Origin of the sequence: Deinococcus sp. Leaf326, assembly GCF_001424185.1 — a bacterium.
Lineage (GTDB): Bacteria > Deinococcota > Deinococci > Deinococcales > Deinococcaceae > Deinococcus.
The window spans coordinates 329771-343333 of sequence record NZ_LMOM01000065.1 but is presented as its reverse complement, the minus strand read 5'-3'; the positions used below and the strand labels follow the sequence as shown (position 1 = coordinate 343333).

The following is a 13563-nucleotide window of genomic DNA, read 5'->3' as shown; positions in this document are numbered from 1 at the left end:
CAGGAGGCTGACAGAGGCCAGACGTCCGCAGCGCACATTTGCGAATGCTGAACTTCGTCTATCTTTCCTACAGATTTCTTACATCTTCGTATTGCCCCCCAGGAGTGACATGAACAAGCCTTCCGCCCGTTCCATGCCCGCGCAGCCCAGCGCTCAGCCCCAGACCGCCGCGACCTACGAGGCGCCCCGAGTGAGCGACCTCGGGGCGTGGCAGGCCGTGACCCTCATCTACTCCGTGCCCTTCAACGGCAGCCCCACGGTGAATGACAGCGGCGTGCCCAGTTTCGGTGTCTGGAACAGCAAGTTCTGAACCCGTTCCCCGCCAGACCCTCCCGGCTGTTCCCCGCTCACCGACTCCACAGGAGACCCATGTCCACGACCCGATCTGCTCTGCGACCCGCTCCTTCCCTCCTGCTGCTGGGTCTGCTGGCCCTGAGCGCCTGCGGCCAGCCCGCTGCCCAGACCCCCACCTCCGGCCAGACGCCGGTGGCCCAGACCCCGGTTCAGCCCCTGCGCTCGCTGGGCCTGTACGAACTGAAGGTCAACGGTCTGGGGACCCAGAACCTCCAGGCGACCATGGAGCGTGCCGGCGGCCTCTCGGCGCAGGCCAGTGAGGTCGGCGGCCTGAGCTTCGTGCCCTACAGCGCGGTCAATCTCGTGGACAGCACGAAGAAGGTCGTGCACATGACGGCCTCCTTCACGGTGACGAACAACAGCGGGACGGCCGTCGCCCTGCCCACCTACGTGCCGGTGGACACCGACGGCAGCTACGCCACCGAGGGCGAGACGCCCTTCCTGCGGGTGCGCACGCGCACGGGGCAGCCTGCGAGTACGGCCGGCCTGAAGCCCGAGCGGTCCTACCAGCAGTCGGGCGCGGCCATTCAGGAGGACCCCAACGCCACTCCGCTGCTGAGCGGTCTGGACACCGGCGCGCTGGACCTGAACCTCCCCGCCGGCACCACCGCCCCCGGCATCAGCCATCAGGGCTGGCAGGCCACGCGCCTGGAGGCCGGGGCTTCGCAGGTCGTGAACTTCGCCGTCACCGTGCCGATTCAGGGCAGCGAGATCGGCGACAGCGATCCGTTCAGCTTCAGCATGCTCGTCGCGGCGGCCGACAGCCCGGCGACCGCGCAGCTCGCCAACGTCGCCTCGGTGCAGGGCAAGACGCCCAGCGGCGACGCGGGGTCCACCCTGGCCGGGCAGCCGGCGACCGTCGAAGGGGTCATCACGGCCGACTTCCGCACGACGACGCAGCAGGGTTTCTACGTGCAGGAAGAGGGCATCGACGCGGACGGCGACCCCACGACCAGCGACGGCGTGTTCGTGTACTGCGGGACCAACTGCGCGGCCGTGAGCAGCTTGACCATCGGCGTGGGCGACCGCGTACGCGTGACCGGCACGGTAGGCGAGTTCGTCACGGTAACGCAGCTCACGGTGGGCGCGGGCGGCGCCGCATTCGTGAAGGCCGGGGTGGGTGTGCCTGCGGCGACGGCCCTGAGCCTGCCCCTGAGTGTCGCCGACCGCGAACGCTACGAGGGAATGCGGGTCATGGTCAGTGGCGTGGTGACCAACAACTTCACTCTGGGCCGCGGCGCGAGCTTCGACATTGCGGACAGCCGGATTCCGACCTTCACGCAGGTGAACGCCCCGAGCGTGACCGGCAACGCCGCCTACGCGGCCGAGGTCAGGAACCGGTATATCCGCATTGACGACGGCAGCCGGGCGCAGAACCCCGACCCGGAGATCTTCGCGCGCGGCGGCCAGCCCCTGAGCGCGGCCAACACCCTGCGCGGCGGCGATACCGTAACTGCGACCGGCGTGCTGAGCTACGGCAACGACGGCTGGACCGGCAGCGGCAGCCTCGATACCTACCGCATCCACGCCACGGCGCAGAACGTGCAGGTGCAGCCCACCAACGCCCGCAGCGACGTGCCCGACGCGGTCGGCGGCAGCCTGCGGGTCGGCAGCATGAACGTCCTGAACTACTTCACGTCGCTCGTGACCTCCAACGACGGCTGTACCCCCAACGGCACGGACAGTGCCAATTCGCGCGGCGCGAACAACTGCGTAGAGTTCCTGCGCCAGCGCACCAAGACCGTCAAGGCCATCCTGGGTCTGAACCCTGACGTGCTGGGCCTGCTGGAGATGCAGAACGACTTCGACAAGGGTGCCAACAGCTCGGTCGCCAACCTCGTCGGGGCCCTGAACGCTGAGGTGGGGGCGGGCACCTACGCCTATATCAACCCCGGCGCGAAGGTTGGCACCGACGCGATCTCGGTCGCCATGATCTACAAGCCGGCCTCGGTGTCGCCGGTCGGGCAGCTTGCCAAGCTCGACAACAGCTACGACCCGAGCTACCTCGACAACTGCAGCCGGCCCACGCTGGCGCAGACCTTCCAGAGCAACGCCAACGGCGGGCGCTTCACGGCCGTCATGCTGCACCTCAAGAGCAAGGGCAGCGCGTGCGGCGCCCTGGGTGACGCCGACCAGAACGACGGTCAGGGCGCGGCCTACAGGGCCCGCGAACAGGCCGCGACCGTGCTGGGCCGCTGGCTGGCGACCAACCCCACCGGCATCCAGGAAGACGACCGCATCCTGATGGGCGACTACAACGCCTACGAGATGGAGACGCCGCTGAGCATCCTGGCGAACGCCGGCTACGGCAACCTGTTTGCCAGCAGCGCCTACTCGTACCAGTTCGACGGCCAGTGGGGCAGCCTCGACCACGCCCTGGCGAGCGCGAGCCTGAAGGCCCAGGTCACGGGCCAGACGAAGTGGCACATCAACGCCGACGAGCCGACGGTGCTGGACTACAACACCGAGTTCAAGACGGCCAACCAAATCGGCAGTTACTACGCTCCGACGCCCTTCCGGGGCAGCGACCACGACCCGGTGCTCGTGGGCCTAAACCTGACGGCGCAGGCACCCATCGCCTCGGCGACCAGCACGGCCCTGAGTGCCAGCCCGGCCAGTCTGTCGGTGACCAGCGGCGGCCCGGCGGCCAGCAGTACCGTCACGGCGAGCACCCAGAACTACTCGGGCGGCAACCTGACGGTGAGCACGGGTAACGCGGCGGGCCTGACGGTGACGGCCCCGGCCACCACGGCACCCAACGGCACCTTCACTGTGACTGTCACGGCCCCAGCGGGTACGGCGACGGGCACCTACCCCGTGACCGTGACGACGGCGGGCGACGGCGGTACGCCGAGCAGCAGCTTGACCATCAACGTGAACGTGAGCCGCCCGACGGCCGCGACGGTCAACCACCTCGTCATCAGCCAGGTCTACAGCGGCGGCGGCAACACCGGCGCGACGCTTAAAAACGATTTCGTCGAATTGTTCAACCCGACGAATGGTGCGTTGTCTACTACTGGCCTGTTCCTGCAATATGCGAGCACGACGGGGAGCTTCAACGCCACGGCCGGTAATTCCAACAACTTGGCCCTGCCGGCGGCGACCATCCAGCCGGGGGCCTATTACCTCGTGCAGATGGCCGCAGGGAATGGCGGCACCCAGAACCTGCCTACGCCGGACGCCTCCGGCAATGCGGCGATGGGCGCGGCCGGGGGCAAGGTCGCCTTGGTCAACACGCTCGGCACGCTCTCTGGACCGACCGACAACAGCGTCGTGGACTTCGTAGGCTGGGGATCGGCCAACGGATTCGAGGGATCGGGCGCTGCGCCTGCCACCAAGACGGACGCCACCATCACGACCGCCGTCCTGCGCGCCCAGAGCGGCTGCACCGACACCGACCAGAACGGCAGCGACTTCGCTGTTGCGGCGCCCAGCCCCCGCAACAGCGCCAGCCCTGTGACCATCTGTAACTGAGCCCTTTACGATAAAAGACCGCCCAGCGCCGAAATGGCCTGGGCGGTCTTTTTACGTCCGCTTCCCTCAGTCCAGCCCGACCTCGTAGAACGTCTCGGTGCTGATGCGCTCAGGAAACTTGCGGATGAAGTCCACCGTGCTCAGTGCCTGCGAGCGGTGGCAGGCGATGGCCTGGAGCTTGCGTGTCACGTGCGCGCTCACGTCATGGCGCACGTTCGGCGCGATCCAGGCGGCGCGTAGCTCCTCGTTCTCGGGTGGCGTGTCGCTGGAGTAGTACCACAGCCGGGGCCGCTCGCCCTCCGGCAGGCTGTCCCAGGCGGCCTTCACGGCGCGGTGGGCCGTGACGTGGTCGGGGTGTCCGTTGCTGCCGTTGGGCGGAAAGGCCAACACCGTCTCGGGCCGCCAGCGCACCATCGCCTCGCGCGCCACCTCGATCAGCGGTTCCAGCGGCTCGCGCTGCAGGTACTTGTCGGGAAAGGCGTGCTGCTCGTGGACGGTCAGCCCGATCACTTCCAGGCAGGCGGCGAGCTCGACGTCGCGCATTCGGGCCAGCTCCTCGGGACCGTCGCACAGGCCCAGGGTGCGGCCCGCCTCGCCGCGGGTCAGGGTGACGAGGCCGCAGGCGTGGCCGTCTTGCAGGTAGGTCATCAGGGTGCCCGAAGCGCCGTACACCTCGTCGTCGGGGTGGGGCAGGATCAGCAGGAGTTTCAGAGGCGCGGAGGCGGTCATGCGGCCCAGGATAGGCGCGTTGGCCGACGCCGCGCCGTGACTGCGGCAGGTAACGTGAGGCATGACTCCCTTCACGCTGCGCGCCTTCAATGTTCCCGACGACCTCCCCGCCACCGCGCGCGTCCTGAACGCGGCCGATCCGGGCTGGCCGGTGACGGCCGAGCAGCTCCGGCATGAGCACGAGACCCGGGATCCCGCCCTCTACTTCACCCAGGTGATCGCCGAGCAGGGCGGGGAGGTCGTCGGGGTAGGTGGCCTTGGGCACGACAACTTCTCCTTCGAAGACTGGCGCTACTGGGGCCGCCTCGCCGTCGCCCCGGAGGCGCGCGGCCAGGGCGTCGGCGCGGCGATCTACGCAGAACTGCTGCGGCGCGTGCAGGCGCGCGGCGCGCGTGAACTGCGGACCATGCTCAGCGACCTGCCCCACGACCGCCCCGGCGTGGCGTTCCTGACCGCGCGCGGCTTCTCTCCGGTCTGGGACCGGTACGAGTCGAGCGTGCACACGGCGGACCTCGACCTGGAGGCGTTCAGTCCCCTCCTGAGCGCGGTGGCCGCCCAGGGCATCGAGCTGCGTTCCCTGGCCGAGCTGCGCAGCGACCCGGAGCGCGACCGCCAGCTGCATGAACTCGACTGGCTGCTGTTTCAGGACGTTCCGATGGGCACGGCGCTCACCCGCCGGCCGCTGGAGCAGTGGGTGCAGGACGAGCTCGGCGACCCGACCCTGCGCCCGGAACTTTCCTTCGTGGCTGTGGACCCGGCGCGTCACGATCCCCTCACCGGCCCCTACGTCGGCTACAGCACCATCGGCTGGAATCCGGCCGGCGACTACGGCTACATCGGCATGACGGGCGTGTTGCGCGAATACCGGGGACGCGGACTGGCCAAGGCCCTGAAGGTCGCGGCCATGCGGGCCCTGCACGCGGTGGGCGGCGGCCAGATCAAGACCTTCAACGACGCCCCCAACCAGGCCATGATCGCCATGAACGAGGCGCTCGGTTTCCGGCGCACCGCGACGCGCACCCGCTACGAACTCCGGCTGGACCCCGCCCAGGCCGTAGACTCCGGCGTATGACGCCCACCGCAGCCCCCCCGGCCTCCTGCGGCGGCCCATGCTGCTGAGCGTGGACTGGGACGCCTTCTCGGGTCCCCGGGAGCTGGTGTTCGACGCGCCGATCTGGGGCAGCCGCGACCGCGACGAAGACCGTCTCGAGGCGTGGCGGTCGCGTGCGGGCAAGCGCGGCGGGGCAGGCTGGGCCGCGCTGGCGCAGGACTTCCCGCTGTATCCCGGCTGGGAGGCGCTGACGGCGTATGCGGGCGTGCCGGCCTGGGTCACCCTGAGCCACGCCGACGCCTGGAGCTGGCTGGAGCGTTTTCCCGGCGAGGACGTGCTGAATCTCGACTCTCACCACGACCTCGCCAGTTTCAGCGGCGATCCCGCGCGGCTGCGGCCCGGCAACTGGGCCGGGCTGGGGCTGCGCGCGGGCCTGATCCGCCGCTATACCTGCGCCTACCCCGAGTGGCACGCCGGCCTGCCTGTGGCCGAGGGATTCGACCTGGAGCGCGTGGCTGCCGAACTCGCGCCGCTCCTGGCGCCGGACCTGCGCGCGCGCGTGAGCCTGACACGCGGCGCGGCGCTTCCGGACCCGGCCGAAGTGCGGGCCGTCCTGCTCGTGCAGTCGCCGTCCTGGACGAATCCGGCACACGACGGGGCCTTCGTCGCGCTGGCAGGAGCCCTGGAGGCCGAACCCCTGGTCTCGCCTCTGCACCGGCCCTGGGCTCTCTGAGCGGGCCTTCTCCAGGGCGGGTTCCGGGCAATGACCCCCACATGGGCGCCCCCAGCCGTCCACCCGTTCTTGGCCGCGCGGCTGCCCGGACTGTTCTATGCTGAACGGTACACCGGGCAGGTCACGTCCCCGGCCGGAGATTCCTCATGACTGTGCCCACCGCAGGACCGCGCTCAAGCGTATGGCGCTGACTTCCGATTCCGCCCCGCCGCCCTCCACCTATCAGGTGGGGCTCTTTGCCCTGGTGCGCCGGCAGGACACGCTGCTGCTGGTCCGCCCCCACGAACTGCTATTGCCGGGCGGGCCCCAGAGCCTGCCGGGGCTGCTGCTCGGCGGGGTGCCCAGTGGCCTGGGCACGGCCGAGAACGCGCTGAGACGCCTGCTGCTCTCGCAGGTGGGGATCTCGGTGGGCGACCTCGTGCTCGTGGGCAGTCATGTGACGCGCGCCAGGCCGGAGGCGGCCTACGCGCGCCTGAACCTGATCTTCGGCACCGAGTACTGCTCGGGCATCCTCAACCCGCAGCCCGACTTCCTCAAGACCGCCCTGTGGATTCCCCGCGCCCAGCTCGAGGAGCATGTCCCGCACTGGCTGCGCGCGGCCATCGAGGCGCTGCCTGACCCGGACGACAGCCGTGACCCCGCTCCGGTCGGTGGCGCGTCCCTGAGTCTCTTCGGGCGCCGGCGGAGTGGGAGCGGCGAGAAGTAACGCCGGGTTCACCCCAGCCCCTCTGCCCAGGAACAACAGACCGCGCGCCCAGCCTGCAAGGGGCTCGGGCGCGCGGCGAAGCCAGGGAGGGGGTTACTGCACGCCCAGGGTCACGTTGGCGCGGGCGTTGGTGCGGTCGTACACGCACTGCATGCTGGCCTGGGCCAGTGGGCGGCGGGCCTCGCCGTTGCCGGCCGCGATGAGCACCGGCACGATCAGGCCGAGCTGGCCGGGGGCGGCTTCCTGCACGCCCTGCACGATCTGGGCGGGCGTGGCGGTGGTCTCGACCACGGCGCGCTCACCCTGGCGGAGCTGGTTGGCCTGGGTCAGGGCCTGGCCCAGCGGCACGGCCTGGCCCTGAAGGTTCAGGCTCAGTTCACCGGGTTCGTGCAGGCGCTCCTTGCAGGCCTCGATGAACTTGTACTTGCTGATGCCGTAGGCGTCGCGGTCGCTGTAGAGGGGGTTGTGGCGCGCGGTGAAGACCGTGACGAACCCCAGCAGCAGCACGCTGAGCAAAATCGCCAGCCACAGCAGGATGCGGCCCTTGTCTCTCCCGGCTTGGGTCACGGTTCGCTCAGTCATAAGGTCTTCAGCATACCGCGTCGCCGGCAGACGAACGGCCCCGCGCGCTGACAAAGAAAGGCCGGACAGGATTCCGAGAGAGCCGCGCGGCTACAGTAAAAAGTGGAGCGTTCCCTTGACCCAACCCGACCGTACCCCACCCGGTTACCGCCTGCTGCGCCTGCTCGGGCAGGGCAAGACCTCGCAGGTCCACCTGGCGCTCGACGACCGCGGCCGCGAGGTGGCCCTCAAGCTGCCGCACCCCGCGACGCTGGGCGAGCAGGAGGCGGCCGAGCGGTTCGGTAACGAGGTCCGCCTGACCCTGAAATTCCGCCACCCCCGCATCCTGCGCGGGTATTCGGGCACGGCCTTTGGGCCGCAGGCCTACCTGTCGCTGCAGTATTACGCCAGCGGTCCCCTCAGCGAGACCTTAACTCTCACCCCGCAGGCCCTGGACTGGGCGGCGCGGCTGCGCGTTCTGGCCGACATCGCCTCGGGCCTGACCTACCTGCACGCCATCGGGGCCGTGCATCAGGACGTCAAGCCGCAGAACGTGTACCTCGATCCGGCGGGCCGCGCGGCGCTGGGCGACCTGGGCAGTTCGTATTTCGTGGCGCAGGGGGGACCGGTCAGCGGCAGCCCGTTCTACATGGCGCCCGAGATCTACCACGGCGAAGCGAGCAGCAGCGCCAGCGACGTGTACAGCCTGGGGATTCTGAGCTACGAGCTGCTCAGCGGCCAGCGGCCCTTTCTGGGACAGAGCTACGAGGAACTGATGGTGGCGCACCTGACCCGCTTTCCGCAGCCGCTGTCGCAGGTGGCCCCCGAGCTGCCGCGCGCGGCCGCCCGCCTGATCGAGCGGGCCATGGCCAAGCGGGTTCCCGACCGCCCCAGCGCCGACGACCTGCGCCGTGTCCTGTTGCTGGCCCTGGGCGAAACCCCTGCCGACGAACAGATCGAGACCTCCGCTGCTCCGGCCCCCACCGCGCCCGCCCCGCCGCCCGGCCGCCACGGGCCACTGGGCCGGGCCGCTCCGGCGCCCGCCGCCGAGCCGGAGGCGGTGGACCCGCCAGCCTCGGCGCCCGCGCCGCGCTGGAGCCTGTTCAAGCGCCGGAAGTAGCGCCGACCGGTCGGCGCAGCCCGAATGCTCCCGGCTGCACCGCGAAGCCCAGGCGGCGGTTGACTGCCAGCATCGGCGCGTTCGTCGAGAGGTTGTTGGTCTTCATGACGCGCAGACCCGCAGCGCGCGCCCGCCGGATCACCTCCAGCTTCAGGGGCAGTGCCAGCCCCCGCCCCCGTGCGTGGGGCTGCACGGCGGTCAGCTCGTTGTACGCCAGGTCGCCGTAACGCACCAGGGCCGAGGTCCCCAGCCATTCGCCCCCCGGTCCGGTCGCCAGGACCAGCCACTCGGGATGCGGGTCGTGGTCCAGATGGAGGCCGGCGCGAACCTGCGCCGCCGACCAGCGCGGATGCCCCGCCAGGTCGGGCGTCTCGGTGAGACGGTCGGCGAAGAAGTCGAGGTAGTGGGCCAGGGTAGCGGTGTCCGCCCCGCCCAGGTCGGTGAAGGTGACGCCCTGGGCCGCCGCGCGTTCCAGATCGGCAGTGAAGGGGGTCTCGCCGAAGGAGGTCAGGTCGAGCACCGAGGCGAAGCGGTGCAGGTGCCGCGCGAACCCCAGGCGCCGTGCCCAGCCGAGACTGACCGGGTCGTCGTCGGCCACGTCCGCTGCCAGGGGCGTCGCGCCCGCGGCTGCCCGTACCGCTTCCCACAGGGCGGTCCCCACCCCCCGGCCACGCTGTGCGGGCGCGACCACCACCTGCGCGTGCAGAACACCCGGCGGGTCGAAGGGGAAGCGGTACAGGTGGGCCACGCCGGTCAGCCCGGCCCCGACTTCCCAGACCCAGCGGCGCGGCCGCTCGGACAGGTCCTGTCGGATGTCGTCTTCCAGCAGCCTCTCGGGCGTGGTCTGCCGGCTCAGTACGGCATTCGTCAGGGCGGCCCAGGCAGGCGCGTCGCTGGGCGTAAAGGCGCGCAGGCTCACCGCGCGCTCTGGCCCAGCGCCTTGACCATCTGGCGGACGGCGCCCAGGTGGTAGGCGACATGGGCCGCCGCTCCAGCGAGCCCGCCGGTCACGTCGCCGTCCAGTGGGCGTGCTTCCCAGCTGCGGGCCAGGTCGACGGCGTCCTCGTAGGCCCGGCGCACGCGCGACTGCACCTCGGTCCACTCGGCCTCACCGACGGCGGCGGGCAGAAAGCTACCCTTCCAGTCGAAGGGACCACGCTCGCCCCGGTCCCAGCGCACGAGCACCTCCAGGTGCAGGGCGGCGTGCCGCGCCTGCCCGGCGACCGAGGTCCCGCCCACGTCCCGGCTGGCCTGTTCGGCACTCAGGGCCGCCAGGGTGGCGAGCAGGCCGTGGTTGCCGCTGCCGTCCGCGGCCGTGCCGTCCAGAAACGACGTGCTCTGGCCCGGCGCGCCGCCCTCTACCGCCTCACGGAGGATGTCGAGCAGGCCTTCTACGGGAGACTGGCTGGGTTCGCTCATGCTTCAGCCTAAGCCGCGCCCCGTTGCCGGTTCCTGCGCCAGATGGCCTAAAAGCGCCGGAGCAGGCCGCTCACCGGGCGCGGACTGCTCTGCGGCGACGGGCGCGACTACTCTTCGCGGTAAGCGCCCAGTCGGCGGAAACGGGCCGCCCGCTCGTCGACGAGGCGTTGGGGGGCTAGGCCCGACAGTTCGTCGAGGTGACGGCTTACGGCGTCGCCCAGGCGCGCGGCGGCGGCTTCGGGGTCGAGGTGCGCGCCGCCGGGCGGCTCGGGTACGACCTCCTCGACGATGCCCAGGTCCAGCAGGTCGCCTGCGCTGACCTTGAGGGCCTCGGCGGCGAGCGGCGCCTTGCTGGCGTCCTTCCAGATGATGCTCGCGGCGCCCTCGGGCGAGATCACCGAGTACCAGGCGTTTTCCTGGATGATCACGCGGTTGCCCACGCCAATCGCCAGCGCGCCGCCCGAGCCGCCCTCACCGATCACGGCGCAGACGGCCGGCACGCGCAGGCGCACCATGCGCTGAATGCTCTCGGCGATGGCCCAGCCCTGGCCACGTTCCTCGGCCTCCAGGCCCGGATAGGCTCCCTGGGTGTCGATCAGGGCGACCACCGGCAGGCCGAAGCGGTCGGCGAGGTCCATCAGGCGGGCGGCCTTGCGGTAGCCCTCGGGATTGGCGCTGCCGAAGCGGCGTTTGATCTTGGACTTGGTATCGCGGCCCTTCTGCTGGAGCAGCAGCATGACCGGGCGTCCCTGCCAGCGCGCCGGTCCCCCGATGAGGGCGGGGTCGTCGCCGTAGGCGCGGTCACCGTGCAGTTCGGTGAAATCGCTGCACAGCCGCTCGACGTAGTCCAGCGCAGTGGGGCGGCCCGGCGTGCGCGCCAGGCCCACACGGGCCCAGCGGGTCATGGGGGCGGCCGGCGCGGCGCCGGCCGCGGCCTGGACCCGCAGCCGCTCGACCTCGGCGCGCAGCGGCACGAGCGCGGCGTCGAGATTCTGGCCGGTCTTGTGCGCGGTCGCCTCGAGGTCGCGGACGCGGGCCTCGAGTTCGCGCAGGGTGTCGGCGAGGGTGCTCATGGCCGGGCCTCGGGAGCCGCCGTGCCGGTGGGCAGCTCGGGGGTCTGGCGCGTCAGGACGCCCAGCAGGCGCGCGAGGTAGGCGCGCTGCTCGCGGCGGTCCACCACGTCGTCCACCATGCCGTGCGCGAGCAGGAACTCGGCGCGCTGAAAGCCTTCGGGCAGATTCTGTCGGATGGTCTGCTGGATGACGCGCGGCCCCGCGAACCCGATCAGGGCGCCCGGCTCGGCCACGATGACGTCCGCGATGGTCGCGAAACTGGCGGTGACGCCGCCGGTCGTGGGGTCGGACAGAATGCTGATGTAGGGCAGGCCGCGCGCCGAGAGGCCTTCGAGGGCCACGGTCGTCTTGGCCATCTGCATCAGCGACAGGGCACTTTCCTGCATCCGCGCGCCGCCGCTGGCCGCCACGATGATCAGGGGCAGGCCCGCCTCGGCGGCGTATTCGGCCGCGCGGGAGATCTCCTCGCCGACCACGCTGCCCATGCTGCCGCCCGAGAACTCGAAGTCCATGATGGCGACCACCACCGGCAGCCCGTGAATGGCGCCGGTGCCGGTCAGGATCGCGTCGGGCCGGCCGGTCTTGGCCTGGGCACGCCGCAGGCGGTCGGGGTACGCCTCGATGTCCACGAAGCCCAGGGGGTCGGTCGGGTGCACGGCCCCCGAACGCTGCGCGAAGCTGCCCTCGTCGAGCAGGACTTCGGCGCGCCGGGCGGCTCCCAGCCGCAGGTGGTGGCCGCACTTGGGGCACACGTAGGCATTGGCGAGGAGGTCGCGGTTGTACAGCCCCTCCTTACAGGCCGGGCACTGGGTCCACAGGTCCGGCATGTCCGCGCCCGTCTGTTGCTGCGGGCGGCGGCGCCGGAAAAAACGGTCTAACGCCATGAGGTCATTCTCCTTCTTGGCCGCATTCTAGTGCCGCTCCGTGTGCCCGATTGCACCGGGTTCAGACTCGGCCCTGCGCGCCGCCGCGTCTCCGGTGTCTTGGAGGTGGGCGGCACGGCGCAGTCCCCCCTCAGCCCAGCTTGCGCTTGAGGTAGTCGTCGATCTGTGCGAGTTGCAGGTTGAGGTCGCGCGACAGGGTGTCGATGCGGGCGTTCACGGCGTCGAGCTCGGTGCCGCTCGGCGTGCCCGTCCCCAGGACCCCGAGCCGCTGGTCGAGGTGGCTCTGAAGCTGGGCGAAGCGGCTGCCCTCCTGGGTGTCGAGGCTCACGCGCAGGGCCTCCATGTCGCGCAGCAGCCGGGCGCTGTCGGCCTCGGCGCGCAGTTTGGCGACGCCCACCCAGAAATAGAACACGAGCACCGGAACGAACATGACCGCCAGCAGCAGGAGACCCAGGGGCAGTCCCGCGTAGGTGGCGAAGCCCAGATTCAGGGTGTGGGGGTACATCAGGAAGTTGGTGTTCAGTGCCGCGAGCAGGCCCAGCAGCACCAGAAAAACGATGAGCACCACGATCCGCATAGGTCCACGCTAACATTCCCGCGCCGGCGTGGCTGTTGGGCGAAAGTTCATGCAGTCGGCGCAGGAAAGGGGAGCCCGCGCCGCTTTCTCATGGCGGCCCGCTATACAAGCCCCCTGCGTCCCTGTAGGCTGGACGGGTGCTGTCCCTGCAAAAGGCCTCCAACATTCTGGGCGCGTTCAGTGCCGAGCAGCCCGAATGGGGCGTTCGGGCGCTGGCCGCCCACCTGAACGTGCCGCGCGCCACGGCCCACGCCTACCTCGCGGGTCTCACCGAGGCGGGGTTCCTGCGCCGCACGCCGGCCGGCAAGTACCGCCTGTCGTGGCATATCGCCGAGATGGGTGCGCAGCTCACAGCGGCGCTGCCCTGGTTCCAGGAGGCGCGCGCGCTGATCACCCGGCTGGCGCTGGAGGTCCGGGCGGTGGCCTTCTTGTGCGTCCTGGAGGGTGAAGACGTGGTCGCGGCCATCCGCGAGCGCCATCCCGACGCCGATATCGACCTGCCCCTCGACGTGTACCTGCCGGCCACGGCGACCGCGAGCGGCAAGCTGCTCTACGCCCACGCCGACCTCATGCCGCGCACCTTCAGCGCCTGCACCCAGAGCAGCATCACCACGCCCGACGAGTGGCGCACCGAGGTGGCGCAGGTCCGCAAACTCGGCTACGCCTACTCCATCGAAGAATGGATTCCGGGCCAGTGCACTCTGGGCGTGCCCTATCACTCGGGCGGCGCGGTGGTCGCCAGCATCGGCGTGCAGATGAGTGCCGAGCGGTATCTGCGGGAAGAACGCCAGATCCGGGAAAAGGTGCTGCGCATCGTCGGGGAAGCCGAAGACCTGGGCTGAGGGGCGCGCGACCCGGCGCCGGCAGCGGACCAGGATCGCG

Annotated in this window: 14 protein-coding genes; 7 read left to right on the top strand and 7 right to left on the bottom strand. The window is 70.5% G+C overall.

The window, feature by feature from the left end:
- Nucleotides 1-109 precede the first annotated feature (109 nt).
- On the top strand, nt 110-310 hold the full coding sequence (locus ASF71_RS18530; protein ID WP_056302766.1) for a hypothetical protein: 201 nt from the start codon (nt 110-112) through the stop codon (nt 308-310).
- A gap of 59 nt (nt 311-369) precedes the next feature.
- Complete coding sequence (locus tag ASF71_RS18525) at nt 370-3828, top strand: ExeM/NucH family extracellular endonuclease (protein ID WP_235514602.1); 3459 nt, start codon at nt 370-372, stop codon at nt 3826-3828.
- A 66-nt stretch (nt 3829-3894) separates the two neighbouring features.
- Here the strand turns inward: ASF71_RS18525 and ASF71_RS18520 are convergent, their stop codons facing one another.
- Complete coding sequence (locus ASF71_RS18520; protein ID WP_056303044.1) at nt 3895-4557, bottom strand: PIG-L deacetylase family protein; 663 nt, start codon at nt 4555-4557, stop codon at nt 3895-3897.
- A 61-nt stretch (nt 4558-4618) separates the two neighbouring features.
- Between ASF71_RS18520 and ASF71_RS18515 the strand changes: the two genes are divergently transcribed.
- The 3 genes from ASF71_RS18515 (at nt 4619) to ASF71_RS18505 (ending at nt 7047) form a co-directional block, all read left to right on the top strand.
- A complete protein-coding gene (locus ASF71_RS18515) occupies nt 4619-5629 on the top strand; it encodes an N-acetyltransferase (protein ID WP_056302764.1) in 1011 nt (336 codons plus the stop codon).
- A gap of 37 nt (nt 5630-5666) precedes the next feature.
- Nucleotides 5667-6341, top strand: coding sequence for a hypothetical protein (locus ASF71_RS18510; protein ID WP_056302762.1), 675 nt, complete (start codon nt 5667-5669; stop codon nt 6339-6341).
- 181 nt (nt 6342-6522) lie between these two features.
- Nucleotides 6523-7047 (top strand): hypothetical protein, encoded by a 525-nt coding sequence (locus ASF71_RS18505; protein ID WP_056302760.1) that lies wholly within the window; start codon nt 6523-6525, stop codon nt 7045-7047.
- Between the two features lie 93 nt (nt 7048-7140).
- Here the strand turns inward: ASF71_RS18505 and ASF71_RS18500 are convergent, their stop codons facing one another.
- A complete protein-coding gene (locus ASF71_RS18500; RefSeq protein WP_056302758.1) occupies nt 7141-7629 on the bottom strand; it encodes a hypothetical protein in 489 nt (162 codons plus the stop codon).
- A 115-nt stretch (nt 7630-7744) separates the two neighbouring features.
- Between ASF71_RS18500 and ASF71_RS18495 the strand changes: the two genes are divergently transcribed.
- Nucleotides 7745-8728 carry a serine/threonine-protein kinase gene (locus ASF71_RS18495; protein ID WP_056302756.1) on the top strand — a complete coding sequence of 328 codons (984 nt, stop codon included), beginning with the start codon at nt 7745-7747 and terminating at the stop codon, nt 8726-8728.
- Here ASF71_RS18495 and ASF71_RS18490 read toward each other — a convergent pair.
- The 5 genes from ASF71_RS18490 to ASF71_RS18470 form a co-directional block, all read right to left on the bottom strand.
- The gene (locus tag ASF71_RS18490; protein ID WP_056302754.1) at nt 8712-9647 is read right to left on the bottom strand and encodes a GNAT family N-acetyltransferase; all 936 of its coding nucleotides are present in this window, start codon (nt 9645-9647) and stop codon (nt 8712-8714) included. The two genes, ASF71_RS18495 and ASF71_RS18490, sit on opposite strands and share 17 nt — an antisense overlap.
- Nucleotides 9644-10147 (bottom strand): DinB family protein, encoded by a 504-nt coding sequence (locus ASF71_RS18485; protein WP_056302753.1) that lies wholly within the window; start codon nt 10145-10147, stop codon nt 9644-9646. The genes ASF71_RS18490 and ASF71_RS18485 overlap by 4 nt, the downstream gene beginning before the upstream one ends.
- Nucleotides 10148-10254: 107 nt before the next feature.
- Nucleotides 10255-11220 (bottom strand): acetyl-CoA carboxylase carboxyltransferase subunit alpha, encoded by a 966-nt coding sequence (locus ASF71_RS18480; RefSeq protein WP_056302752.1) that lies wholly within the window; start codon nt 11218-11220, stop codon nt 10255-10257.
- Nucleotides 11217-12104 (bottom strand): acetyl-CoA carboxylase, carboxyltransferase subunit beta, encoded by an 888-nt coding sequence (accD, locus tag ASF71_RS18475; RefSeq protein WP_056302750.1) that lies wholly within the window; start codon nt 12102-12104, stop codon nt 11217-11219. Before accD ends, ASF71_RS18480 begins: the two co-directional genes overlap by 4 nt.
- A gap of 130 nt (nt 12105-12234) precedes the next feature.
- Nucleotides 12235-12681, bottom strand: coding sequence for a hypothetical protein (locus ASF71_RS18470; RefSeq protein WP_056302748.1), 447 nt, complete (start codon nt 12679-12681; stop codon nt 12235-12237).
- A 137-nt stretch (nt 12682-12818) separates the two neighbouring features.
- On the opposite strand from ASF71_RS18470, the gene ASF71_RS18465 reads away from it, so the two are divergent.
- A complete protein-coding gene (locus tag ASF71_RS18465) occupies nt 12819-13523 on the top strand; it encodes an IclR family transcriptional regulator (RefSeq protein ID WP_056302746.1) in 705 nt (234 codons plus the stop codon).
- Nucleotides 13524-13563: the final 40 nt, after the last annotated feature.

Excerpts from the sequence above, each read along its gene's own strand:
- ASF71_RS18470 (WP_056302748.1), bottom strand. The coding sequence starts at position 12,681 with ATGCGGATCGTGGTGCTCATCGTTTTTCTGGTGCTGCTGGGCCTGCTC.
- ASF71_RS18505 (WP_056302760.1), top strand. The coding sequence starts at position 6,523 with ATGGCGCTGACTTCCGATTCCGCCCCGCCGCCCTCCACCTATCAGGTG.
- accD (WP_056302750.1), bottom strand. The coding sequence starts at position 12,104 with ATGGCGTTAGACCGTTTTTTCCGGCGCCGCCGCCCGCAGCAACAGACG.
- ASF71_RS18480 (WP_056302752.1), bottom strand. The coding sequence starts at position 11,220 with ATGAGCACCCTCGCCGACACCCTGCGCGAACTCGAGGCCCGCGTCCGC.
- ASF71_RS18515 (WP_056302764.1), top strand. The coding sequence starts at position 4,619 with ATGACTCCCTTCACGCTGCGCGCCTTCAATGTTCCCGACGACCTCCCC.
- ASF71_RS18500 (WP_056302758.1), bottom strand. The coding sequence starts at position 7,629 with ATGACTGAGCGAACCGTGACCCAAGCCGGGAGAGACAAGGGCCGCATC.
- ASF71_RS18520 (WP_056303044.1), bottom strand. The coding sequence starts at position 4,557 with ATGACCGCCTCCGCGCCTCTGAAACTCCTGCTGATCCTGCCCCACCCC.
- ASF71_RS18525 (WP_235514602.1), top strand. The coding sequence starts at position 370 with ATGTCCACGACCCGATCTGCTCTGCGACCCGCTCCTTCCCTCCTGCTG.
- ASF71_RS18530 (WP_056302766.1), top strand. The coding sequence starts at position 110 with ATGAACAAGCCTTCCGCCCGTTCCATGCCCGCGCAGCCCAGCGCTCAG.
- ASF71_RS18510 (WP_056302762.1), top strand. The coding sequence starts at position 5,667 with ATGCTGCTGAGCGTGGACTGGGACGCCTTCTCGGGTCCCCGGGAGCTG.
- ASF71_RS18485 (WP_056302753.1), bottom strand. The coding sequence starts at position 10,147 with ATGAGCGAACCCAGCCAGTCTCCCGTAGAAGGCCTGCTCGACATCCTC.